This window comes from Gillisia sp. Hel1_33_143, from assembly GCF_900104765.1.
Classification (GTDB): Bacteria; Bacteroidota; Bacteroidia; order Flavobacteriales; family Flavobacteriaceae; genus Gillisia.
In genome coordinates this window covers 2,236,337-2,258,132 of the sequence record NZ_LT629737.1, presented here as the reverse complement: position 1 = coordinate 2,258,132, position 21,796 = coordinate 2,236,337, and the positions used below count along the sequence as shown (strand labels likewise).

General features: G+C 33.2%; 24 protein-coding genes. 13 read left to right on the top strand and 11 right to left on the bottom strand.

The features are described from left to right. Nucleotide 1 precedes the first annotated feature (1 nt). From BLT84_RS10405 to BLT84_RS10380, 7 genes are all read right to left on the bottom strand, one after another. The gene (locus BLT84_RS10405; protein ID WP_091265363.1) at nt 2–985 is read right to left on the bottom strand and encodes a hypothetical protein; all 984 of its coding nucleotides are present in this window, start codon (nt 983–985) and stop codon (nt 2–4) included. Between the two features lie 112 nt (nt 986–1,097). Beyond that, nucleotides 1,098–1,523, bottom strand: coding sequence for a hypothetical protein (locus tag BLT84_RS10400; RefSeq protein ID WP_091265359.1), 426 nt, complete (start codon nt 1,521–1,523; stop codon nt 1,098–1,100). A 326-nt stretch (nt 1,524–1,849) separates the two neighbouring features. Further along, nucleotides 1,850–1,999, bottom strand: coding sequence for a hypothetical protein (locus BLT84_RS16095; protein WP_156100697.1), 150 nt, complete (start codon nt 1,997–1,999; stop codon nt 1,850–1,852). A 222-nt stretch (nt 2,000–2,221) separates the two neighbouring features. Beyond that, entirely contained in the window at nt 2,222–3,259 is a 1,038-nt protein-coding gene (gene arsB / locus BLT84_RS10395) for an ACR3 family arsenite efflux transporter (protein ID WP_091265357.1), read from the bottom strand. Between the two features lie 8 nt (nt 3,260–3,267). Next, the gene (locus BLT84_RS10390) at nt 3,268–3,897 is read right to left on the bottom strand and encodes a low molecular weight phosphatase family protein (RefSeq protein ID WP_034891328.1); all 630 of its coding nucleotides are present in this window, start codon (nt 3,895–3,897) and stop codon (nt 3,268–3,270) included. Between the two features lie 59 nt (nt 3,898–3,956). Continuing rightward, the gene (locus BLT84_RS10385; RefSeq protein ID WP_091265353.1) at nt 3,957–4,427 is read right to left on the bottom strand and encodes a DUF6428 family protein; all 471 of its coding nucleotides are present in this window, start codon (nt 4,425–4,427) and stop codon (nt 3,957–3,959) included. Nucleotides 4,428–4,457: 30 nt separating this feature from the next. Further along, entirely contained in the window at nt 4,458–4,790 is a 333-nt protein-coding gene (locus tag BLT84_RS10380) for an ArsR/SmtB family transcription factor (RefSeq protein WP_091265350.1), read from the bottom strand. Nucleotides 4,791–5,149: 359 nt separating this feature from the next. Here BLT84_RS10380 and BLT84_RS10375 point away from each other — a divergent pair, with 359 nt between their 5' ends. The 4 genes from BLT84_RS10375 to ribB are packed head-to-tail and all read left to right on the top strand — an operon-like array spanning nt 5,150 to nt 10,827. After that, the gene (locus BLT84_RS10375; RefSeq protein WP_091265347.1) at nt 5,150–7,528 is read left to right on the top strand and encodes a DNA translocase FtsK; all 2,379 of its coding nucleotides are present in this window, start codon (nt 5,150–5,152) and stop codon (nt 7,526–7,528) included. A 22-nt stretch (nt 7,529–7,550) separates the two neighbouring features. Continuing rightward, nucleotides 7,551–8,198 carry a LolA family protein gene (locus BLT84_RS10370; protein ID WP_091265344.1) on the top strand — a complete coding sequence of 216 codons (648 nt, stop codon included), beginning with the start codon at nt 7,551–7,553 and terminating at the stop codon, nt 8,196–8,198. Nucleotides 8,199–8,200: 2 nt separating this feature from the next. Continuing rightward, a complete protein-coding gene (locus BLT84_RS10365) occupies nt 8,201–9,643 on the top strand; it encodes an LptF/LptG family permease (protein ID WP_051931235.1) in 1,443 nt (480 codons plus the stop codon). Between the two features lie 35 nt (nt 9,644–9,678). After that, a complete protein-coding gene (gene ribB / locus BLT84_RS10360; RefSeq protein ID WP_034891307.1) occupies nt 9,679–10,827 on the top strand; it encodes a 3,4-dihydroxy-2-butanone-4-phosphate synthase in 1,149 nt (382 codons plus the stop codon). 32 nt (nt 10,828–10,859) lie between these two features. Here the strand turns inward: ribB and BLT84_RS10355 are convergent, their stop codons facing one another. Then, a complete protein-coding gene (locus BLT84_RS10355; RefSeq protein WP_034891303.1) occupies nt 10,860–11,489 on the bottom strand; it encodes an NAD(P)H-dependent oxidoreductase in 630 nt (209 codons plus the stop codon). A gap of 133 nt (nt 11,490–11,622) precedes the next feature. Between BLT84_RS10355 and BLT84_RS10350 the strand changes: the two genes are divergently transcribed. From BLT84_RS10350 to BLT84_RS10340, 3 genes are all read left to right on the top strand, one after another. Further along, the gene (locus BLT84_RS10350) at nt 11,623–12,252 is read left to right on the top strand and encodes a vancomycin high temperature exclusion protein (RefSeq protein ID WP_091265341.1); all 630 of its coding nucleotides are present in this window, start codon (nt 11,623–11,625) and stop codon (nt 12,250–12,252) included. Nucleotides 12,253–12,326: 74 nt separating this feature from the next. Next, nucleotides 12,327–12,683 (top strand): phage holin family protein, encoded by a 357-nt coding sequence (locus BLT84_RS10345; RefSeq protein ID WP_034891297.1) that lies wholly within the window; start codon nt 12,327–12,329, stop codon nt 12,681–12,683. A gap of 154 nt (nt 12,684–12,837) precedes the next feature. Continuing rightward, entirely contained in the window at nt 12,838–13,632 is a 795-nt protein-coding gene (locus tag BLT84_RS10340; RefSeq protein WP_034891294.1) for an HAD family hydrolase, read from the top strand. 60 nt (nt 13,633–13,692) lie between these two features. Here the strand turns inward: BLT84_RS10340 and BLT84_RS10335 are convergent, their stop codons facing one another. Next, on the bottom strand, nt 13,693–14,658 hold the full coding sequence (locus BLT84_RS10335; protein WP_091265339.1) for a L,D-transpeptidase: 966 nt from the start codon (nt 14,656–14,658) through the stop codon (nt 13,693–13,695). Nucleotides 14,659–14,899: 241 nt separating this feature from the next. Between BLT84_RS10335 and BLT84_RS10330 the strand changes: the two genes are divergently transcribed. The 3 genes from BLT84_RS10330 to BLT84_RS10320 all read left to right on the top strand — a co-directional run bounded on the left by BLT84_RS10330 (nt 14,900) and on the right by BLT84_RS10320 (nt 16,586). After that, a complete protein-coding gene (locus BLT84_RS10330) occupies nt 14,900–15,382 on the top strand; it encodes a DUF4168 domain-containing protein (RefSeq protein WP_091265337.1) in 483 nt (160 codons plus the stop codon). 209 nt (nt 15,383–15,591) lie between these two features. Continuing rightward, nucleotides 15,592–15,783 (top strand): cold-shock protein, encoded by a 192-nt coding sequence (locus BLT84_RS10325; RefSeq protein ID WP_006990139.1) that lies wholly within the window; start codon nt 15,592–15,594, stop codon nt 15,781–15,783. Nucleotides 15,784–15,938: 155 nt separating this feature from the next. After that, nucleotides 15,939–16,586, top strand: coding sequence for a hypothetical protein (locus tag BLT84_RS10320; RefSeq protein ID WP_231929290.1), 648 nt, complete (start codon nt 15,939–15,941; stop codon nt 16,584–16,586). A 10-nt stretch (nt 16,587–16,596) separates the two neighbouring features. On the opposite strand, the gene BLT84_RS10315 is transcribed toward BLT84_RS10320, so the two are convergent. Continuing rightward, nucleotides 16,597–18,117: a GH3 auxin-responsive promoter family protein gene (locus BLT84_RS10315; RefSeq protein ID WP_034891287.1), complete on the bottom strand. Its 1,521-nt coding sequence runs from the start codon at nt 18,115–18,117 to the stop codon at nt 16,597–16,599. Nucleotides 18,118–18,218: 101 nt separating this feature from the next. Next, entirely contained in the window at nt 18,219–19,775 is a 1,557-nt protein-coding gene (locus tag BLT84_RS10310) for an NAD(P)/FAD-dependent oxidoreductase (protein ID WP_091265335.1), read from the bottom strand. 185 nt (nt 19,776–19,960) lie between these two features. Here BLT84_RS10310 and BLT84_RS10305 point away from each other — a divergent pair, with 185 nt between their 5' ends. The 3 genes from BLT84_RS10305 to BLT84_RS10295 are packed head-to-tail and all read left to right on the top strand — an operon-like array spanning nt 19,961 to nt 21,780. Continuing rightward, entirely contained in the window at nt 19,961–20,536 is a 576-nt protein-coding gene (locus BLT84_RS10305; protein WP_091265332.1) for a carboxymuconolactone decarboxylase family protein, read from the top strand. A gap of 6 nt (nt 20,537–20,542) precedes the next feature. Continuing rightward, on the top strand, nt 20,543–21,412 hold the full coding sequence (locus BLT84_RS10300) for a histidine kinase (RefSeq protein ID WP_172822451.1): 870 nt from the start codon (nt 20,543–20,545) through the stop codon (nt 21,410–21,412). Next, nucleotides 21,409–21,780 (top strand): response regulator, encoded by a 372-nt coding sequence (locus tag BLT84_RS10295; RefSeq protein WP_034891274.1) that lies wholly within the window; start codon nt 21,409–21,411, stop codon nt 21,778–21,780. The genes BLT84_RS10300 and BLT84_RS10295 overlap by 4 nt, the downstream gene beginning before the upstream one ends. The last annotated feature ends 16 nt before the right edge of the window (nt 21,781–21,796 follow it).

The following is a 21,796-nucleotide window of genomic DNA, read 5'->3' as shown; positions in this document are numbered from 1 at the left end:
ATTACCTAGTTCTATCTACAATGATCAAATTTCTATTGATAGTTGTAGAATTGATATTAACGATGGTATTCTTATTAGTTGAAAAATTTGTTTTTAAAATGCCTAAATAAAGATTTAGACTGTTAGAACTTACCAAATTTATATAAATACCATTATCGAATATCGTATTCCCAAAAACCGAAACCAAGCCATAAATTTCATCATTAGAGCTTTCCGAAATATTTTTGGTAGATAGATCTACTAACGCAGGTTTAGCACCGTTAATTGAACCGGTCACAGCCTGCATCATAGCTAATTCTGAATTACTTACTTGGGCTAATCTGCTACCGTTTATCGTTTCAAAATTGCTTACAGATTTATCTATTAGATCAATTTCTAAGAAACCTTCACCCCATGTAGAGATATATACTTTAGAATTAATCAACTTCATAGAACTAATTCTATTTTCATTAAAGGTGATGCCCAAGTCTGTTATAGATTTATTTTGTAGATCTATACTTATCAGGTGTTTTACCGTATTAGTGGTAAGGACATTTTCTGCAAGAACTCCTAAAAGTTTATCATTGTAACGAGCAAGTGCAACGATACCTCTTTCATCTCCTTTTATGGAGGATGGAATCTCTAAAGACATAATTTGGGTCGCTCCACTTATCCTATCAAAGATCAATAAATTATTTGTTGGAGAAGGATTATAAACATATTCTACAGCATAGATCTTCTCTGCATTCGCTATCAAAGTATTTGCAGATAAAATAGTATTGCTATTCTCTTTAGAAAATTGACCAACGTTTGTAACGTTTCCTGTTATATTACCAATTTCAAATATCTCCCCAAGGTCAGAAACTGCAACTAAGTTATAATCATCTACGCTCTCTTTGACTGGCTCTTCTACAAAATCATCATCAGAATTAGAACTAGAGCTATCACATGAACTATTGAATACTAAGAGCAGGATCAGAAAATAATTTAGTTTTATAATTTTCATTTATTGAGTTGAATTAGTAATATTATTAATACAATTTGGAAGAATTCTCAACATACCTATTTTTTAAAAAAGATCAGAAATCACTTATTTACCTAATGGTTGGATAGTAATTTTAATCTTTAAGCTCTATATCAATCCATTTCCTTTTTTGAAATATTAAAATGTAAATAAGTATTAAACAGTAGGAAACAAAGATGAATATCCCAACTTGTTTAATAAAATCATAATTGTGTTTCAATACAAAGCTTAATCCAATTAAAGGTATTAAAGCGCCTGCATATTTTAGATATTTATTTCTAAAATTGTTTCCTGAAATTAATAGTTCTTGGTCTGCCTTTAAATTATCAACACGAATTTTTTCACTACTCCCAGAGTTAAATCGCACTTCTAAATAATGCGCTTTGGTCTTAAGTTTAATAATTTGAGAATCTCCATTTTTTAGATGTGCAATCTCTTGTTTATCAATAAAGACTTTATACTCTAAATTTTTATTGTAATTCTCTTTCTCTCGCGTAAGTTTAATTCTTCGAGTCGGCATTTAATAAAATAAAGGTTATACTGTGTTTTTATACAATTTCAAAAGCTGTAGATTAGCTTTTCGCTAAGAGATATTTCTACATCAACTACTCTTCATTTTGTGTAACACAGGCACTAAAAAGATCATTACATAGCCAATGCACAGTACATATTTATTGATGAAAGATTTTTCAAAAATATAAAGAATGAAAATAGAAATACTAATTAGTAGAAATAGATATTTCAAAAAATTAAAACTTTTCATAAAATCTTAAAGCAAGAACTGCCAGTAAAGCTAAATCTCAATAGACTTAACTATGTTATATAGATGGATGAAGTTTCTGCTTTTTAAAGCTCTTTAAGTGCAGGATCTTTCTCTGCCTTCACTACAAGCTTTATTTCCTTAACGGGGTGAATGGTATCTTTAACTACATGTACCGGCTGTTCTGTATAATTATTAACAACAGAACTTACAATTATAATAACTAAAGTTTTCATGATGGATCGCCTTTTATAGATTTATCGTTTTTTGATGATATTTAAACTTTTTAGTAGAATTGAAAAATATATTATAACAATATTATAATCAAATTCATATTAAAAAACCCAAATGATTGCGATAAGTAGGGTTACCGAAATTTCCTCAAACTTAATAGAATTCTCGATACACTGCAAAGTAAATCTTAAAATTAACATAAATACTCCTAAATACTAAGGCATTTACATTGAGGCGGGATAGTATTTCCTTTTCAGCCAAAAAGAAACCCTCACCAGTAATATTAGAGCCGGAACTTCCACCAAAGGACCTATTACCCCTGTAAATGCCTGTCCAGAATTTAATCCAAATACTGCTATAGCAACCGCTATAGCTAATTCAAAATTATTCCCTGTGGCGGTAAAGGCAATAGATGCATTTTTAGCGTAACTAGCGCCCATCAATTTACTTGCAAAAAATCCTATTATAAACATCAAACTAAAATAGATTAACAATGGTAATGCTATAAGTAATACATCCATAGGTATTTGCAAGATCAATTCACCTTTAAGGGAGAACATGATGACGATGGTAAATAATAAAGCGATGAGGGTTAAAGGAGCTATTTTAGGCAAGAATTTAGCTGAATACCAAACTTCTCCTTTTAGCTTTATCAATATGTGCCGAGTCAAGATACCCAGGGCAAATGGAATTCCTAAATAAATAGCAACACTTTTAGCGATTGTACCTATAGAAATAGAAACTAAAGCACCCTCAAAACCAAAAAGAGGCGGTAATTTTGTGATGAACAACCATGCATAAAAACTATATGCAAAAACCTGAAAAATACTATTTAATGCCACTAGGCCTGCACCATACTCACTACTTCCTTCTGCCAGATCATTCCAGACCAAGACCATAGCTATGCACCTAGCCAAACCAATTAAAATAAGACCTACCATATATTCTGGGTGATCATGTAAAAAGAGCAATGCAAGTGCAAACATCAGAATAGGACCTATTACCCAATTCAAAATAAGAGATAATGAAAGTAATTTTACATCTTTAAACACTTCTGGCAGCAATCTATAATTAACTTTAGCTAAAGGTGGATACATCATTACAATAAGACCAATTGCAATAGGAATATTTGTACTTCCCGAACTCATTGAATTAACAATCATCGGGAAATTTGGAATAAAATATCCTATTACAACTCCCAGAATCATTGCTAAAAATATCCAAAGTGTTAAGTATCGGTCTAACTTACTAAGCTTTTTCATTGATGTTACTAGATATTGATCTTCGAAAAAATAAACTTCATTTCGGTAGCTATTTGATAATTTCGAATGTTATAATTCTCTTTTTCTTTAGTGGTCTCATCATAGATCTTTGGATCTTCATACGTAAGGGTAAATCTTTTTATAGCACCAGCCACGAAAGGACAATTTTGATCTGCGTGAGAGCAGGTCATAATTGCCAGAAATTCTTGAGACGGATTTTGAGCATCATCAAAACGTTTTGAGAAAACAGCTATTGAAGGAACATTGGCGGCATAGGAAATACTAAAGTTAGAATTGCTATACTTACCATTCACAGCGATCTTAAGACCACATTCCGCCAATACTTTAATAATCATAGGATATACACTTGTAGCTTCTGTACCTCCAGAATAGCAGTGAATATATGGCTGTTTAAAATAATATGATAATGTCTGGGCCCAAACCTGTGCTAATACACTTCTCCTAGAATTATGAGTACAAATAAATACAAGCTCTAATGGTTTATTATAAGTTCTATTATCTTGAATACTCTCAATTAAAGGCAGCAATTCTTGTTTCCGCTGTTCTGAAATTTGGGAGGTATTCAAAGAATCTATAAAAGATTTTAATTTAGGATAGAGGCTTTCTGAATGTTCCATTCGCTACTCATTCAATAAATTATATAATTTTAATCAATCAGGTTAAAAAAGACTCCTAATTAACAACAACCAGAACCAGGCAAGCATTCAGAATTCTTTTTATTTAAATCAGACAAATTCTTTTTTGGTTTAGGTTCAGAAATGCCACATTTATCTTTAGCAAGGCAATCTGTTTGCTTATTGGTTAGTAAAAATTCAGTACCATTAAAATCCAAACCGAACTTTCTTATGGTATCTCCTTGATACTCTACTTCTATCTCATTATCTGCCAGATTTAACTGACTTTCTGAAAGTTCTATGATAGCAAGTAATTTTTCTGGATGCAATCTATGGTCATAATCGTTCTCATTCCATAACTGAAAATTAATAACCTCTTCGTTTCTAATCGTGCCTCCACAATCAATAAAATGTTTATTTACATTCCCTACCTCTGTTACGTGAAAATGACTGGGAACGAGCTCGCCGTTTGGTAATTTAAAACTGATGTTTTCTACATCCCTTAGGATCTTTTTTATTTCTGATAGTTTCATTCGATAAATTATTAAATTATTAATTTCTGATTAACAACAACTGTCATTTAAATTAAGATCTTGATCTAGAAATACTCCAAAATTCTTTTTCATAGTGTTCCAATTCTTTAAATCAATACAATAGCAAACACTCGTACCTTCAATATTGCCTTTAATTAAGCCTATATTTTTAAGCTCTTTAAGATGTTGCGATATTGTAGGTTGAGCTAGCCCAATTTCATTTACCAGATCTCCACAAATACAAGAGTTTATTTTAAAGAGATGTTGCAAAATAGCTACCCGAGCGGGATGTCCAAATGCTTTTGCGAAATTAGCCAGCGAATTTTGCTGTGCTGTGAATATTTCTGATTTTACTAAGCCCATATCAACTTAATTTGTTTATTGCAATATTACGATTAATTATTGATTGATGAGATTAAAATATTCAATATCGATCCAAGTCAAAACTAAAAAACATTCATTAATATAGCGTCGTTCTTTATTGAATTATATACAAATTTTGAATTTGAAGATTACTTGATTTCAGTAAAAAAAACATGAAGCCAACAACCAATAAAATCTCGGGCATATTCGTTACATTCAATTTCGACCTAAGAACACGAAATAAAATTCTTAGATTTGAGTTGAATTATTAAAAAAATAGCATTGTTAATATTGAATCCCTTTTCTTTATTTTAGACAAGCTCTAATTTGTATTTTTGCAAAAATTCCCCAGAAATTATATGGCCAATAAAAAAGCCTCCACTAAAAAGAAAAATACTACTAAGATAAATAAAGCCAGTTTTAGGTTAAACAGGCAACAAAAAGTAGTACTTGGTAGTTTCCTGATGCTTTTAGGATTAGCCTTATTCATTGCATTCATCTCTTTCCTATTTAACTGGCAAACAGACCAAAGCACTTTAAGCGAATTTGGTAACAGAGAGATCGTAGCTAAGAACTGGATGAGCAAATTTGGAGCGATTATCAGCGATTTTTTTATATATGATGGCTTTGGTATTGCTGCATTTATTTTTGCAGCCCTTATTACCATGACAGGCGTTTATCTATTCTTTGCCTTTAAGATGAAGAATCTATTTAAATTCTGGTTATGGGGTTTATTAATGATCTTATGGTGGTCTGTTCTCCTAGGATTCTTTGCTCTTAAATTTCCACTTTTAGGCGGAAGAGTTGGTTATGAGATCAATGATTATCTAACAGATTTTATTGGTGTTATAGGAACTATTCTGCTTCTTACTTTTCTAATGATCGCATATTTAGTGGTTCGATTAAAGATCACTCCAGAGTTAATTGGTACATATGTGAAATCTAAAAAGAAAGAGATAAATGAAGATTTTGAGCAAAAACGAGAAGCTGCTAAGATCACTTCAGAAGAGAAGAATTGGGTTACCGAAGCAATTACTAAAAAGCCAGAACCAAAGATAGAAGTTAAACCAGAGACTCCAGCTTCCGTAAGTTTTGATACTCCGGTAAAAACTACCCCTCCTACTCCATCTCCTTCAGCAAAAGAAGAGGAAGAAGATGTAAAAATGGAAGTGGAGACTGTTGAAGAGGAAGAAGTAGAAGATACTCTAAGCAATAAATTGGTAAAAGACTTTGGAGAATTTGATCCTACACTAGAGCTGAAGAATTATAAATGGCCAACTATAGAACTGCTAAAAGACTATAATGTTAATGGCAGTGGAATTACGGTAGATCAACAAGAATTAGAAGAGAACAAGAATACTATTGTCTCTACACTAAAAAATTACAAAATAGAGATCGCTCAAATTAAAGCTACCGTTGGACCAACAGTAACTCTCTATGAGATTGTACCAGAAGCAGGTATTCGAATCTCTAAAATTAAGAACTTAGAAGATGATATTGCGCTTTCTCTAGCAGCCTTAGGGATTCGTATTATTGCACCAATACCTGGAAAAGGTACCATAGGTATAGAAGTTCCTAATAAGAATGCTACTATTGTTTCCATGCGTTCTGTAATTGCATCTCCAAAATTTCAAAATGCAGAAATGGAATTGCCTTTAGCTTTAGGAAAATCTATTTCTAATGAAACCTTTGTAGTAGATCTGGCTAAAATGCCTCACTTACTAATGGCAGGAGCAACAGGACAAGGTAAATCTGTTGGATTGAATGCCATTTTAACTTCGTTACTTTATTGCAAACATCCTGCAGAAGTGAAATTTGTATTGGTAGATCCTAAGAAGGTAGAACTTACACTTTTCAATAAAATTGAAAGACATTACTTAGCTAAACTTCCAGGATCTGAAGACGCTATTATTACTGATAACACCAAGGTAATAAATACGCTTAATTCCTTATGTATAGAAATGGACGACAGGTACAACTTGTTGAAAGATGCCATGGTAAGGAATATTAAAGAATACAACGTAAAATTTAAGGCTAGAAAGTTAAATCCTGAAAACGGACATAAATTTTTGCCTTATATAGTATTAGTGGTAGATGAGTTTGCAGATCTTATCATGACGGCAGGAAAAGAGGTTGAAGCTCCAATTGCGAGACTTGCGCAATTAGCACGTGCTATTGGTATTCACCTTATTATTGCTACCCAAAGACCGTCGGTTAACGTAATTACCGGTATTATTAAAGCTAACTTCCCAGCTCGAATTGCTTTTAGAGTTACCTCTAAAATAGATTCACGTACAATTCTAGATAGCCAAGGAGCAGATCAGTTAATTGGGCGTGGAGATATGTTATTCACGCAGGGTAACGAATTAATACGTTTACAATGTGCATTTATAGACACTCCGGAGGTAGATAAAGTAACAGAATTTATTGGTTCTCAAAAAGCCTATCCAGACGCTCACCTCCTGCCAGAGTACGAAGGAGAGGACAATGGCACAAGTCTTGATATAGATGTGAGCGAGCGAGATAAGCTGTTTCGAGAAGCCGCAGAAGTTATAGTTATTGCACAGCAAGGATCTGCTTCTTTACTGCAACGTAAACTAAAATTAGGATATAATCGTGCCGGACGAATTATAGATCAATTAGAAGCTGCAGGAGTAGTTGGTCCTTTTGAAGGAAGCAAGGCTAGACAGGTTTTAGTTTCAGATATGACATCGCTAGATCAACTCTTAAACAATTAAACCAACAATTAAAGATCATAAAATGAAAAGATTAAGTATTATAATGATTGCCCTTTTGAGTGTTTTTAACACCGCGAATGCTCAGGATTCACAAAAAGCAAAAAAGCTTTTAGATGAAGTTTCATCTAAAGTGAAAGCCTACAATAATATGGTTATAGATTTCAAATATTCTTTGGAAAATGAAGCTGAAGGAGTTAACCAAGAAACTCGCGGAGACGTAAGCATCTCTGGAGAGAAGTACGTATTAAATTTAATGGGTACCACTCAATTATTTGATGGAAAAAAGATCTATACTATTATTCCTGAAGATCAAGAGATCAATATTTCTAACTATGTTGCAGAAGAAGAAAATAATATAACTCCTTCTAAAATGTTTACTTTCTACCAAGAAGGGTATACCTACAAATGGGATATTACTCAGAACATTAAAGGTAGAAAGATCCAGTATATTAAACTGACTCCGAAAGATAGCAATGCCGATGTAAAAAATATTCTATTAGGGATAGACAATCAAACAAAGCATATTTACAATCTTATCCAAACTCAGGAGAATGGAACTAAGATCACTATTACTGTAAAGAGCTTTAAAACAAATCAGCCTTTAGCTAAGAACTTATTTTCTTTTAACGAGGCTAGATACAAAGACTACTACATTAACAGACTGGATTAATTTTGAAGATATTAGACAGATATATACTTGTAAGTTACCTTAAGACATTCTTTTCGGTTTTTATTATCCTGATGTTCATTTTTGTACTACAAACCATTTGGTTGTACATAGGGGAACTTGCAGGTAAAGATCTGGACGCAGGAATTATTTTTAAATTCCTGCTTTATTTTTCTCCTAAATTAGTTCCGCTGGTATTGCCGCTTACCATTTTGCTTACCTCCATCATGGTGTTTGGTAGTTTTGCTGAAAACTATGAATTTGCAGCGATGAAATCTAGTGGTATCTCCTTGCAAAGAGCCATGCGTGGACTTACAGTATTTATAGTATTTGTAAGCCTAATAGCCTTTTTCTTTGCAAATAATGTGATTCCAGCAGCAGAATTTAAATCAATAAACTTAAGAAAGAATATCGCTCAGTTAAAGCCTGCTATGGCCATTTCTGAAGGAATCTTTAATGACGTAGGGAATTTTAATATTAAGGTGAATAAGAAAACCGGAGATAATGATCAGTACTTAGATGATGTTATAATTCACCAAAAATCTACTAGGGGAGGTAATTTTACTGTAATTAAAGCCGAAAAAGGTGAATTGGTAGGAAGTACAGAATCTCAAGTACTCTCTCTAATTCTAACCAATGGGAACTATTACGATGAGATTCAACCTACAGATCCATCTAAACGCGTAAATAAACCGTTTGCAAAAAGTTTTTTTAAAGAATACACCATCAATATAGATCTTTCGAATTTCAACAATGTAGATCTTAGTGATGAGAATTATAGAAATTCTCAGAACATGTTGAAAGTTTCAGAATTGAAACAGAGTATAGATTCTTTTTCTACTGCTTTTAATAACGATAAAAAGATCTTTGCCGATGTTATGTATAGAAGAACGGGGGCTACAACCGTAAATACAAATTATACGCCTAAGGATACTATTGTAGCATTCGAAAATTCTGTATTAGAACTTTATGATCCAAAAACAGAACTACAGATCGTTAATTTGGCTTTAGGAACTATAAATGCAGGTATTTCTAACATAACCGTAAAAGAGCAGGAATTTAAAGGATCTGCCAAGCAATTAAATAAATTTGAGATCGCGCTTCATGAGAAATTCGCCCTCTCTATTGCATGTATCGTTCTTTTTTTTGTTGGAGCACCGCTAGGAGCAATTATTAGAAAAGGTGGAATGGGTTTACCAATAGTTGTGGCTATTCTGATATTTCTAACCTATCATTTTATAGGTATTTTTGCAAAGAATAGTGCAGAAGACGGCAGTATGAGTCCGTTTCTAGCCACTTGGATCTCCACATTTATTATGTTACCATTAGGTATATTCTTTACTTACAGAGCTACTACAGATCAAGGACTTTTAGCAGTTGGAAATATAATCCAACCGTTCTCTAAGCTGTTTAAAAAACTCGGCCTTATTAAGAAGGAAACAAAATAGATTAAATACCTTTGCATTCTTAAAAGTATATTGCTATGCCCGATACTGTTGAAAATCAAAATAAGATCAAATTACATACTATTCAAGAAGCCATTGAGGATATTCGAAATGGAAAAGTGATTATTGTTGTAGACGATGTAGATCGTGAAAACGAAGGAGATTTTTTGGCAGCTGCCGAGATGGTAACTCCCGAGATGATCAACTTCATGGCTACCCATGGGAGAGGACTTATCTGTACTCCAATTACCGAAGAACATTGCACAGCTCTTAAGCTAGAAATGATGGTAGGCAATAACACAGATCCTATGGAAACAGCCTTTACAATTTCTATAGATTTAAAAGGTAAAGGTGTTACCACCGGAATTTCTGCGGGAGACAGAGCCAAAACGATAAAAGCGCTTGTAGATCCTACAACCAAACCGCATGACCTTAGTCGCCCAGGGCATATTTTCCCGCTAAAAGCAAAAGAAGGTGGAGTACTAAGAAGAACAGGACATACAGAAGCAGCTATAGATTTTGCAAGATTGGCCGGTTTTCAACCAGCAGGGGTAATTGTAGAGATAATGAACGAAGATGGAACTATGGCACGTCTACCTCAACTGGTGGAAGTTGCTGAAAAGTTCGATCTTAAATTGGTATCTATAGAAGACCTTGTAGCTTATAGAATGCAACATGATTCTTTAATAGAGAAAAAAGAAGATTTTAATATAGAGACCAGATTTGGAAACTATAGATTACGCGCCTATCATCAAACCACCAACAATCAGGTTCATATTGCTTTAACTAAAGGAAGTTGGAGTGCTTCAGAAGAAATTTTGGTAAGAGTTAATTCTACACTTATCAATAATGACATTCTTGGTACGCTTACAAATAATGCAGATAAGAAACTGGATGATATGTTTAAGGCTGTTAATGATGAAGGCCGTGGCGCCATTGTTTTTATAAATCCGCCCAGTCAATCTCTTAACCTACTTAATAGATTAGGAGAACTTAAAGAAAGACAAAAACAGGGTGAAATGAAGGCTCCTCCTGTAATTATGGATAACAAAGATTTTGGGATTGGAGCTCAAATCCTGCACGATCTTAATATTCATAAGATCAAATTATTATCAAATACCCAACAAACCAAACGTGTTGGTATGATTGGGTATGGTTTGGAGATCACAGAATATGTGAACTATTAATAATACTATATAAACCTTTTAAACATTCAGGTTTAAAATTCTATAATTACGTCGTCCAATGGGCGACGTACTTTTTTAAAACCTGAAAATGCATCATCTAGTGATCTATACCCCACCGGCAATACCAGTACAGAATGAAGATTATGTTCTTTCAGCCTCAATAACTCATCGTATTTTTCAGGTATAAAGCCTTCCATCGGGCAAGAATCTATTTCTTCTGTTGCACACACTGTAAGCATGGTACCAAGCGTTAAATATGCCTGATTGATAGCCCAGGCGTTGATCTCCTCTTTCGTTTTTTCTTTAAAGTCCTTAACTAGAAAATCCTTAAATGGGTTTAAGATCTCTTCTGGAGTTTCTCGAACATGTTTCACTCTTTTAAAATAATTCTCTATAAATTCTGTACTTATCTGGCTTTCTATACAAATAACCAATAAATGAGATGCGGTATCTACCTGATTTTGATTATATGAAAATTCCTTAAGCTCTTTTTGTAGCTCTTTATTTTGAATTACCAGCAATTTTAACGGCTGTAGGCCATAAGAAGTTGCCGTAAGATTAAAAGCATGCTTTAACGTATCTATCTTATCTTTTGGTAAGATCTTTTCAGAATCAAATTTTTTTGTAGCATAGCGCCATTTTAAAGCTTTTATATTAGGCATAAACCTTCAGATTTAATATTTCTTCAAAGTTAAGCAATGTAAGAAAGAAGCTCGGCGTTAATTGATAAATTAAACCTATCAACCAATATAAATAGCTATATTCGGCCAAAAGTCAGGATATTTAATTCAGAATATGAGAAGATTGAAAAAGATCCTTTTTATGCTCTTTCTTGGTGGAGTATTAGCAATGCTGGTAATATTTGGTATTCACGCATACATAAAAAAAGATACCTCCTCAATGCTTATTAAGAATATGCAAGATATTCCTGAAACCACGACCGCTATTGTTTTAGGTGCCAGCGTACACTCTGACGGAAAATTATCTCCAATTTTAAAAGATCGTGTAGATACTTCCTATCTTTTATATGAATCTGGTAAGGTTGAAAATTTTCTTTTAAGTGGAGATCATACTACAGATGATTATGATGAAGTAAATTCTATGAAAAACTATCTCCTTGGCAAAGGGGTACCACAAAATAAAATAACTTTAGACCATGCTGGTTTGGATACTTATGATAGCATGTATAGATCTAAAGCTTTGTTTGATATGGATAGCGCTATAGTAATAACTCAAAGTTTTCATCTGCCAAGATCTCTTTTTATAGCAAAACATCTTGGTTTAAATTACAAAGGGTTTGCGGCAAAGCCCCAAGATTATAAAGCAACTCAGCAAATTATATTTAGAGAGAAACTTGCTAATATCAAAGCTATTTGGGAACTGGTTATTAATGCGAAGCCCACAACACTCAAAAAGCGAATTTAGCCAGCAACAGCATATGATTAACAATTGCTGGAATTTTATTACTTTAGATTAACTAACCAAAAAAAAATTAATATATGTTACAATGGATACTTCATATTGTTATTGATGCTCTAGTTCTTTTAGGCGCAGCTAAGATGATGACTAAAGTTCACCTTAAAGGTTTTAAAACCGCTCTTATCGTGGCGCTATTAATTGGTATTCTGAGCTTCTTTCTAAGCTGGATCCTTACAGTTGTTCTCAATATTGCCACTTTAGGAATTTTCTATTTCTTAGGTTTAGGGTTTATAATAAGAGTTGTAGTATATGCTATAATTATAGAGCTTGCAGATCAATTAAGCAAAGATTTTAAAACAATTGGTTTTGTTACCTCTATATGGTTAGCCGTTATTCTAGCACTGGTAGGAGCCTTAGTAGACGCTATTCTATTCTAATCGATACTATATTTTAAAACAAAAGCACTTCAATTTATTTTGAGGTGCTTTTTTTATGACATTGGATGACCGACCATTCGACACTTAGAATTGATACAATCTTAACTTTATCTGCCTTGATATAACTTATCTTTGCCCTTTTTTAAAACATAGTATGATAAAATTGATCGTCACAGATATGGATGGAACGTTGCTTAATGATGAGCATCAAATACATCCAGATTTTTGGGAAATTGAAGAAGCGCTAACAAAGAAAGGAATTATGTTTTCTGTAGCAAGCGGAAGACAATTCTATAACCTTGAAAGTAAATTTGAAAGGATAAAGGACAGGATGTTATTCTTTGCAGAAAACGGAACGTATGTGGTCTATAAAGGCAAAGAAGTTTATCTGAATCCTTTAAAAAGAGATGATGCCAATAAGTTCATTAAAATTGGAAGAACCTTAGAGCATACCCAACTGGTACTTTGCGGAAAGAACTCTGCATATATAGAGACTCAGGATGATAGTTTTTATAAGGAGATTAATAAATATTACGAGCGTTTGAAGATCGTGGATGATCTTACCAAGGTAGATGATACTGTTTTGAAAGTGACCTTGTGTAATTTTAAAGGAGTTGAAGAAAACACCTTCCACCATTTTAAGGAATACAAAGATGATTTTAAGGTAGCAATTGCTGCAAGCGTTTTTATAGATATAACCACCTTAACTGCAAATAAAGGAAATGCCATTAAAGGGATTCAAGAAGAAATGAATATAACCCCTGAAGAAACTCTTGTTTTTGGAGATTATCTTAATGATCTAGAAATGATGCAGAATGCGAAATTTAGCTATGCTATGAAAAATGCGCATCCTGAAATAAAAAGCGCCAGTAATTATGTCACGAACTTCGATAATAATCAAAATGGTGTACTAAGAACTATTAAAGAATTAGGGCTACTTAAAAACTAGAAATAAAAAAAAGGTTCGTATCTAATACGAACCTTTTTCTATTATTTAATAAATATAGTTTTAGTTATAGGTAACCACAGTTCCTTCGCTTAGAGAAAGTTCTTTATCCAAGTCATCACTAGGTTGCGTCGTTTTAATATAATCGTCATATTGAGAGGCATAATCTTTTAGAGTAGCAATTTCTTCATCTATAAGATCGTTATTCAATCTATCATTTGCTAACTGTCTCCATGGGGCATCACTCTTATAATCATACGTACCAAAGACCATAAAAGGAGTACCTTTTTTTACTACCTTTTGCCCAGTAGGGTTTAATTCCCATTGCTTGGCCCAATCATAAATATATTGCGCATCGTCCATATATAATCTAACACATGCATGGCTTGCAGGATATCCTGGTAAAGAATACTGATGTACTCCTACTCCCTCAAAATTCATAAAATTGAAATAATAAGGTAATTTCCACGCATCATTAACGGTGCTTATCTTTTGCTTGGCTTTATAATTCCCATAGTGAAGTCCGTTTGGAGTTGGTGTCTTTCTCTTTCCAGAACTTATAGGCCCCCATTTTACTAATTTTCCATTTTCAAATAATGCAAAAGCCTGTATTCTCTGTGCTATAAGAACGGTTTTAGGTATAGAATTCAAAATATCTAGGTTCTTTGGAAATGGAGCATAAGAATTTAGATCTGCAAGTAATGTATCTGGAATAACTAGATTTGTCTTTGGTCTAACTCTAGAAGCATCTATCCTATTAAGAGCATAAATTATTGCTTTTTGATGATCATCATACTTGGTTTTAAAACTATCTACAAGTACTGCTGTGGCAAGAGAATCTATACTATAGTTTACAATTAGTTCTGGTTCAGGCTCTGGTTCTTTCTCTGTATATATAGTATCTAAGGATTTAGATCGTTGCTCAACATCTTTGGTAACTTCGGAATTGTTCCTATTGCAAGAAACCCCTAATATCATTAAAAAGGAAAAGGCCGGGAGAACAATTTGAGTATGGAATTTTTTACGCATCAATTACATAATTGTCGATTCTAATATGGAGAAAATAGCAACCATATTAAAAAGTTAGTGTTAGGTTATTTACAGAGAGCCAAACTAGATAAATTGCTCATCTCTTATGGTTAAAGGATCTCCAATTATTTGATAAATTTTTCCTAATTGCAGATTAAATTATGATTTAACGTAAATTTTAGCTTCACACGCTTAAAATCCTTTAGCTTGCGCCACCTATTAACAAATAAAATAAGAGATCATGTTGAATTTAATTAAATCAAAAATAAGTTATATAGCCCTGACATTTGGACTATTTACTGGTGCAACAGGCTTTGCCCAAGATGTAACGCCTAAAGTTGAGCAGCAATCTGCAATTAATGTAGATGATGCAGAATTAGCAAAGTTCGCCGCTACTTTTAATGATATGCAACAAGAAAGTCAGAAAATGCAATCTAAGGTAATAGAAAAACTGAGCGAACGTGAAATGGATGTGAATACATTTAATGCAATTCACCAGGCCAAAATGACCAATACAGAGCCTACTGCAAGCAAAGAAGACATAAAAAAATATGAAGATGCAGTAGAAGATCTTGAAGATGCTCAAAAAGATTTTCAAGACGAAATGGAAAATCTGGTAAAAGATGCAGGTTTTACAATAGAAAGATATAAGGAGATAGGTATAGCTTTACAATCTGATACAGATCTTCAGAACAGACTGCAAAAAATATTGACTTCAGAATAATTCAATTTTAAAGTATATGTTTAAAGGCCTCCATACCAATGGGGGCTTTTTAATTAAAGAATTGGCAATAAACATAGATATTTCACCCATATCAATTTAAAATATTTCAATAGAAAACTATGTCTATTAAAATATTCTAAAATAAATGATAGAAATGATGCATTGTTTTCAAAAAACGTGTATATTTGTCCAAATTAAATTTATATATAATGAATAAAGGAACTGTGAAATTCTTTAACGACTCTAAAGGATTTGGATTTATTACAGACGAAGAATCAAACAAAGAATATTTTGTACATGCAAATGGTCTTGTTGATGAAATTAGAGAAAATGACGAAGTTACATTTGATCTAGAAGAAGGAAGAAAAGGATTAAATGCAGTAAACGTGAAACAAGCTTAGGCTTAGTTTATATAGTTACTATACTTATGAAAGTTTTAGCCTTACACATTGTGTAAGGCTTTTTTTTGTTTATATATTTCAAGAACGGTATCATAATTGCAATTTTATTCAAAACAAAAATTATTAAAAATCTTACATTTCAAATTGCCCGTTCAATGAACCATTATATAACTTTGGTATTAGTAATGGCATTTCTATTTATTAATTCGAACATTTTTGGATCTACTACTTCTATGAAAGTTACAGACAGTTTACATTATACCAACAAAACTATTCCCAAAACCATATCAGATGAAGCTTTAAAAGCGCTATCTTTTTATCCGGAATTGAAGGATACCCAGATAGAGATTAGATTTAAAGACAATATTAAAAAGTCTTTTATGCAAGCTCAACCTGGATTTTCAAGTTTGTTCAAGAAAAAGAGCAAGAGAAAATATTATATTCTTATTGGAAAGAATTTTATTATAGATGGTGAAGAAATTGAGGTAACAGATATTCCTTCTGATGTTCTCGTGGGTTGGATAGGACACGAATTAGGTCATATTATTGATTATAAAAATAGAAGCGGCTTTAATCTTATCACTTTTGGAATGAGTTATATCACTTCTAAAAAGTTTCTAATGAATGCTGAAAGAGCTGCAGATACTTATGCAGTAAATCACGGAATGGCAGATTATATACTTGCCACAAAAGACTTTATTCTTAGCCATGCTGGATTATCTGAAGAGTATAGAGAAAGGATTAAAAGACTTTACCTTTCTCCTGAAGAGATCTTAGAGATCGTTGAAGAAATTAAGGAATAACCCTTTATAGCTATTGTTTAGCTATAAAGGCTTCCCATTCTGCAAATTTCTCTTCGTTCATAACACGTTCCATTTTTACCTGCCCACCTTTTTTCTTGTTAGCGCCGTTCCATGCGTAAAAAAGATCTGGAGAAATGGTTTTAACCTTTACTCCTTTTAAAGCTTTAGAACGTGCAACCTTATAATTCTTATTAGCATTCATCAAGGCATTATCCAGAAATTCTGCAAGATCCTTTTCGTCTTTATCAGAGTTTGTTCCCAGATACCAAGAGTGATAGAATTCTCCATCGATCCTCTTAGCAGATAAGGTAAATTCTGGAATTTCCATATCAAATTTTTCTTCCAGTTCCTGTACAGCATCATTCATTTTATTTACAGAAAGCTGAGATCCAACTACGTTTAGGAAAAATTTAGTTCTTCCTGTGATCTTGATCTCATGCTTCTCTATATCTGTAAATTTTATAGTATCCCCAATCAAATATCTCCATGCACCAGAAACCGTACTAATTAAAAGTATATAATCTTCTTCTTCTTTTACTTCGGAAATAGAGATCACCGGGGCATTATCTGTTATAGAACCATCTTCATTTACGTATTCTGCTTTAAATGGAACAAATTCAAAATAAATTCCATTATCCAATACCAATTTCATAGAATGTGTATCAGGTCTTTGCTGATATGCTAGAAATCCTTCTGAAGCCAGATAGGTATCTATAACCACAATTGGATGATCTAATAAGGCATTGAAACTTTTTGAATATGGCTCGAAGGCTACACCTCCGGAAGTATATACTTGTAAGTTTGGCCAAATATCATGAATGTTGTTAACTCCATGGTATTCAATAACTTTTTTCATCATAAGTTCCATCCACGAAGGAATTCCGGATAAAGCTCCAATATCCCAATTTTTGGCATTCTCTGCGATCTTCTGAACGCGTTCATCCCATTCATCAATTTTTGCAATCTCTACTCCCGGCTTATAAAAACTTCTAAACCAAAAAGGAATGTTACTGGCAGATATTCCACTTATTTCTCCTTCCTGATGGTCTCCTTCTGTTTGTAGATCTGTAGAACTTCCTAACATCATGATCTCTTTTTCAAAGAAATCTGAAGGTAGATCAAAGTTACTTAGTGCACTTACTTGCTTAATACCAGATTGCCTAATAGCATCTACCATATCTGTGGTTACCGGAATTCTTTTGCTTGTTTTTCCTGTAGTTCCAGAGCTTAATGCAAAGTACGGAGGTTTTCCCGGCCAGGTTACATCCTCTTCTCCCTCATGCATCTTACTCCACCACTGCTCATTAATTTTGTTATAGTCAAAATAAGGCACTTTTTCAGCAAATGTTTTTGCTATGTCTTCAGATTCTAAGATCGCTTCAAAGTCATAATGCTTACCAAAGGCGGTGTCTTTAGCTTTCTCTAATAATGATTTTAATACATCTTGTTGTGCTTCGGTAGCGTTTGGATCTGAAATGATCTTATCTCCAAGATCAATCAACCCTTTTATTAATGAACCTATTATTGCCATGATTTATTTTTTTGGTAAGTATTAAACATAGCAAAAATGGAAAATCCTTTAAGGATAAACCACAAATTACCAATTTTTTAACCTTTAAAATCTACATTAGATTATGATGAAATTGTCATTACACATCGTTCTGCACACTTTTCTCCATCTATGGCCGCAGAAATAATTCCACCGGCATATCCTGCTCCTTCCCCGCATGGATAAAGCCCTTTTATCTCTACGTGTTGTAAGGTATTATAATCTCTAGGAATTCTAACCGGAGATGAGGTTCTAGATTCTGGAGCATGAATAATGGCTTCTTCTGTCATATAACCTTTCATAGATTTTCCGAACTCCTTAAAACCAGATCTTAGAATCTGATGAATAAATTCTGGAAAGACGGTTCTTAGATCTGCAGAAGTAGTCCCCGGCTTATAAGAAGTTTCTGGTAATGAGTTAGAAACTTTTCCCTCTACAAAATCGGTTAACCGTTGCGCAGGAACCCTTTGAGTTTCTCCCCCTACGCTCCATGCAGTTTGTTCTATTTCCTGCTGAAAGTACATTCCGGCTAATGGAGAATTACCATATTTTGTAAAATCTGATAATTTTAATTCTACCACAATACCAGAATTTGCAGTAGGTTGATCTCTTTTACTTGGAGACCACCCATTGGTTACTACTTCTCCCGGACTGGTGGCACAAGGTGCAATAACACCACCCGGACACATACAAAATGAGTACATTCCTCTACCATTAATTTGCTTTACAATACTATATGGAGAGGGAGGTAAAAATTCTCCCCTATAATCGCAGTTGTATTGAATTTTATCTATTAATTGCTGAGGATGCTCTACTCTCACTCCTAAGGCAAAAGGCTTTGCCTCTATCTTAATTGCTTTTCGCTCTAATAATTCAAACATATCTCTGGCAGAATGACCAGTAGCAAGAATTACATGATTCGTTTTAAAATGATCTCCTTTTGCAGTTTTAATACCTTGAATCTCTTTATTATCAACAATTAGATCTGTTACTCGGGTTTCAAAAAGAACTTCTCCTCCATGTTCTATGATCTTTTCTCTAATATCTGCAATGATGGCCGGCAATTTATTAGTCCCAATGTGGGGATGCGCATCTACCAAAATATCAGATGTGGCTCCAAAACCTACAAGCAATTCTAAGATCCTATTTACGTCTCCACGCTTTTTAGATCTTGTATATAACTTTCCATCACTATAGGTTCCTGCACCACCTTCTCCAAAACAATAATTAGAATCTTCATCTACCACGTGTTCTATATTCAAAGCTTTAAGATCTCTTCTCCTTGTTCTTACATCTTTCCCTCGCTCTAATATAATTGGTTTTTTGCCTAATTCTATAACTCTGAGTGCTGCAAATAATCCTGCGGGACCTGCTCCAATAATGTAAACCGGATTTTCTTTAGAAACTTCAGGATACTCTGGAAGTGGTATTACTTTACCATCATATACTTCATTGATATAAATATCTACCTTCAGATTTATCTTTACACTCTGTTGCCTAGCATCTATTGATCTTTTAAGAATTTCAACATGGGTAATGTCTTTAGAGTTTAGACGAGCCTGTTTAGCAACTTCTATATGAAGCAATTCCTGGGTTGCCGCAATCTCCGGACTTGTTCTTAATTGAAAATTCTTTATCATGAAAATAGCTATTTGGCAAAATTAGCACTTTAAGTTTTGATTATCCAATTCTTAGGATCACTTATACCTATGTTAAAATAATCTCAAAAAATTCGCTTACTTCTCTGAAAATTAAAATATAAACTCTTATTTTGCTTGTTCATTTTGTATCTTAAAGCCTACCCAAATTATAAAAATTCCTACTTATGATGAATAACTCCTCCCGATATCCCATGATTTCTTATGACGAAGCAAGCCCTGCCGTTCAAGCAATTTATGATGATACTAAAAAAACCTTACAACTTCCCTTCGTTCTAAACTGGTTTAAATGCCAAGGTGATAATGCCACACTTCTAAAAGGAAATTGGGGAAAATTGAAAAATACCCTAATGGAAGGGGAAGTTCCTAACGTTCTTAAACAATTAATTATATACAATGTTTCTAAAGAACGCGGTTGCAATTATTGCTCCCATGCTCACGGAATCTTTGCAGACAGCATGAGTGCGATGATTAGTGAAGAGGATGGGTTTAAAGCTACAGAAAGTTTAAATTCTCCATCTATGCCAGTTAGTTATAGAACTGCTGTAAATGTAGTTACTAAAGCTGCTTTAGACCATAAAAATATAAGCAATGAGGATTTTCAAGAATTAGAAAATGCCGGATTTAGCAACACTGAAATTCAAGAGCTTATGGCTCAGGCAGATCTTGTAAACATGCTTAATACTATTGCAGATGTATCTGGAATTAAGATAGATAATGAGCTATTGGAGACATTAGACTAACTCCTAATGGCTTCAATAACAAACAATACCTCTCAACTCTACAGGATTACTTATGAGGCTTATTCAAAATTTGCTAATAACATAAGTAGATGCACCAGTTTGAAAGAAGTTGGTGAGATATCTCGTACGCATCTTAAATATCTTTTAAATTTTCATATTATAAGATTATCTATACAGGAAGATGATAAATATCTATTCTTTAGCATAGCTGGAAATCAGGTGATTTATGATTTAAAAGAGCAAACGCAAATCTTAAATCATGAAAAAGATCTTTTAGAAAATGAGATTCCCTTATTAACAAAAGATATCCCGCATGAATGGATAGATGAGTATATGGAATCAAATCAACTCATAGAGCCTTCTCTTTGGGGATGGCTCTTTAAGAAAAATGAACGGAAAATTGCGATAACCCTTATTTCTGATAAGAATAAACCGTTTAATACCGGTGATGTAGATATTCTAAAACTAGTTGTAGATTGTTTTGAAGCTAAATTTCATGAGATCTATCTGTCTCGACTTCTAGCAATAAAGAATAAATCTCTAACCAAAGCATTGAACACCATTCAGGAAAAAAATGATCAAATTCAAAAGATCGTTGAGAATCAACAACAGATCATAGAAGATAGAACTAAGGAAATTGTAGAGAAGAATAAAAAGTTATTGCATATTTCTGCTATAAATGCTCATAATGTAAGAGAGCCTCTTTCGAGGATTCAGGGCTTAATTCAGTTATTTGATGTTTTTGATGATCAACAAATAAGAACAGAAGTAATACCTAAATTAGAGAAATCTGCAGAAGAAATGGATCATGTCTTACAAGATGTAATTAACATGGCCACTAATGAATTATCTGAATTAAAAGCCGAAAGAACATGAATTCTATATACCTGGTAGACGATCAGCCAATAACCAATTTTATTACTAGAAAATTACTTGAGGTTGAAGGGATCACTTCAAAAATCAAAGAATTTACCAATCCTCTAATAGCGTTAGAAGAATTGGAAATAGATCAAGACCCATTTATCTTTCTGGATCTAAATATGCCTGAAATGACTGGTTGGGAATTTTTAGATAATCTCAAAAGAAGTAATCGCTTTCCTAAGATTGTTATTTTAACTTCTAGTACAAGTGAGTTAGACGTTTTAAAAGCAAAAGATTATCCATGTGTTATAGATTATATCATAAAACCTTTTAGCAAGTTGAAATTCTCCAAACTTTCTACCCATCTTTGTACTTCACTATAAACAAAAATTACCTGTA

What these genes read in the sequence shown, in the direction of transcription:
- BLT84_RS10405 (WP_091265363.1), bottom strand. Translation starts at nt 985, where the DNA reads ATGAAAATTATAAAACTAAATTATTTTCTGATCCTGCTCTTAGTATTC.
- BLT84_RS10400 (WP_091265359.1), bottom strand. Translation starts at nt 1,523, where the DNA reads ATGCCGACTCGAAGAATTAAACTTACGCGAGAGAAAGAGAATTACAAT.
- BLT84_RS16095 (WP_156100697.1), bottom strand. Translation starts at nt 1,999, where the DNA reads ATGAAAACTTTAGTTATTATAATTGTAAGTTCTGTTGTTAATAATTAT.
- arsB (WP_091265357.1), bottom strand. Translation starts at nt 3,259, where the DNA reads ATGAAAAAGCTTAGTAAGTTAGACCGATACTTAACACTTTGGATATTT.
- BLT84_RS10390 (WP_034891328.1), bottom strand. Translation starts at nt 3,897, where the DNA reads ATGGAACATTCAGAAAGCCTCTATCCTAAATTAAAATCTTTTATAGAT.
- BLT84_RS10385 (WP_091265353.1), bottom strand. Translation starts at nt 4,427, where the DNA reads ATGAAACTATCAGAAATAAAAAAGATCCTAAGGGATGTAGAAAACATC.
- BLT84_RS10380 (WP_091265350.1), bottom strand. Translation starts at nt 4,790, where the DNA reads ATGGGCTTAGTAAAATCAGAAATATTCACAGCACAGCAAAATTCGCTG.
- BLT84_RS10375 (WP_091265347.1), top strand. Translation starts at nt 5,150, where the DNA reads ATGGCCAATAAAAAAGCCTCCACTAAAAAGAAAAATACTACTAAGATA.
- BLT84_RS10370 (WP_091265344.1), top strand. Translation starts at nt 7,551, where the DNA reads ATGAAAAGATTAAGTATTATAATGATTGCCCTTTTGAGTGTTTTTAAC.
- ribB (WP_034891307.1), top strand. Translation starts at nt 9,679, where the DNA reads ATGCCCGATACTGTTGAAAATCAAAATAAGATCAAATTACATACTATT.
- BLT84_RS10355 (WP_034891303.1), bottom strand. Translation starts at nt 11,489, where the DNA reads ATGCCTAATATAAAAGCTTTAAAATGGCGCTATGCTACAAAAAAATTT.
- BLT84_RS10350 (WP_091265341.1), top strand. Translation starts at nt 11,623, where the DNA reads ATGAGAAGATTGAAAAAGATCCTTTTTATGCTCTTTCTTGGTGGAGTA.
- BLT84_RS10345 (WP_034891297.1), top strand. Translation starts at nt 12,327, where the DNA reads ATGTTACAATGGATACTTCATATTGTTATTGATGCTCTAGTTCTTTTA.
- BLT84_RS10340 (WP_034891294.1), top strand. Translation starts at nt 12,838, where the DNA reads ATGATAAAATTGATCGTCACAGATATGGATGGAACGTTGCTTAATGAT.
- BLT84_RS10335 (WP_091265339.1), bottom strand. Translation starts at nt 14,658, where the DNA reads ATGCGTAAAAAATTCCATACTCAAATTGTTCTCCCGGCCTTTTCCTTT.
- BLT84_RS10330 (WP_091265337.1), top strand. Translation starts at nt 14,900, where the DNA reads ATGTTGAATTTAATTAAATCAAAAATAAGTTATATAGCCCTGACATTT.
- BLT84_RS10325 (WP_006990139.1), top strand. Translation starts at nt 15,592, where the DNA reads ATGAATAAAGGAACTGTGAAATTCTTTAACGACTCTAAAGGATTTGGA.
- BLT84_RS10320 (WP_231929290.1), top strand. Translation starts at nt 15,939, where the DNA reads ATGAACCATTATATAACTTTGGTATTAGTAATGGCATTTCTATTTATT.
- BLT84_RS10315 (WP_034891287.1), bottom strand. Translation starts at nt 18,117, where the DNA reads ATGGCAATAATAGGTTCATTAATAAAAGGGTTGATTGATCTTGGAGAT.
- BLT84_RS10310 (WP_091265335.1), bottom strand. Translation starts at nt 19,775, where the DNA reads ATGATAAAGAATTTTCAATTAAGAACAAGTCCGGAGATTGCGGCAACC.
- BLT84_RS10305 (WP_091265332.1), top strand. Translation starts at nt 19,961, where the DNA reads ATGATGAATAACTCCTCCCGATATCCCATGATTTCTTATGACGAAGCA.
- BLT84_RS10300 (WP_172822451.1), top strand. Translation starts at nt 20,543, where the DNA reads ATGGCTTCAATAACAAACAATACCTCTCAACTCTACAGGATTACTTAT.
- BLT84_RS10295 (WP_034891274.1), top strand. Translation starts at nt 21,409, where the DNA reads ATGAATTCTATATACCTGGTAGACGATCAGCCAATAACCAATTTTATT.